Raw genomic sequence first — 709 nt, 5'->3', positions numbered from 1 at the left:
TGCGAACACCAATCCGCCGGCGAACACGAACCCGCCTGCGAACACGAACCCGCCGGCGAACACCAATCCGCCGGCGAACACCAATCCGCCTGCGAACACGAACCCGCCTGCGAACACCAATCCGCCGGCGAACACGAACCCGCCGGCGAACACGAACCCGCCGGCGAACACGAACCCGCCGGCGAACACGAACCCGCCGGCGAACACGAACCCGCCTGCGAACACCAATCCGCCTGCGAACACCAATCCGCCGGCGAACACCAATCCGCCGGCGAACACGAACCCGCCTGCGAACACGAACCCGCCGGCGAACACGAACCCGCCGGCGAACACGAACCCGCCGGCGAACACCAATCCGCCTGCGAACACCAATCCGCCTGCGAACACCAATCCGCCGGCGAACACCAATCCGCCGGCGAACACGAACCCGCCGGCGAACACCAATCCGCCTGCGAACACGAACCCGCCTGCGAACACCAATCCGCCTGCGAACACCAATCCGCCGGCGAACGCTCCGGCGAACGCTCCGGCGAACGCTCCGGCCAATGCTCCGGCGAACGCTCCGGCCAATGCTCCGGCGAACGCTCCGGCCAATGCTCCGGCCAATGCTCCGGCGAACGCTCCGGCCAATGCTCCGGCGAACGCTCCGGCGAACGCTCCGGCGAACGCTCCGGCCAATGCTCCGGCCAATGCTCCGGCGAACGCTCCG

The 709-nt window shown here is 68.4% G+C and carries 1 protein-coding gene; it reads right to left on the bottom strand.

The genetic code is table 11. From position 1 onward, the window contains the following. On the bottom strand, window positions 1-709 hold a 709-nt coding region (locus IEY68_RS35870), incomplete at both ends, for a hypothetical protein (protein WP_189094736.1).

Source organism: Nocardia jinanensis (genome assembly GCF_014645735.1).
GTDB classification, from domain to species: domain Bacteria; phylum Actinomycetota; class Actinomycetes; order Mycobacteriales; family Mycobacteriaceae; genus Nocardia; species Nocardia jinanensis.
The sequence above is the reverse complement of the archived record's forward strand: the minus strand, read 5'-3'. Positions and strand labels throughout refer to the sequence as shown.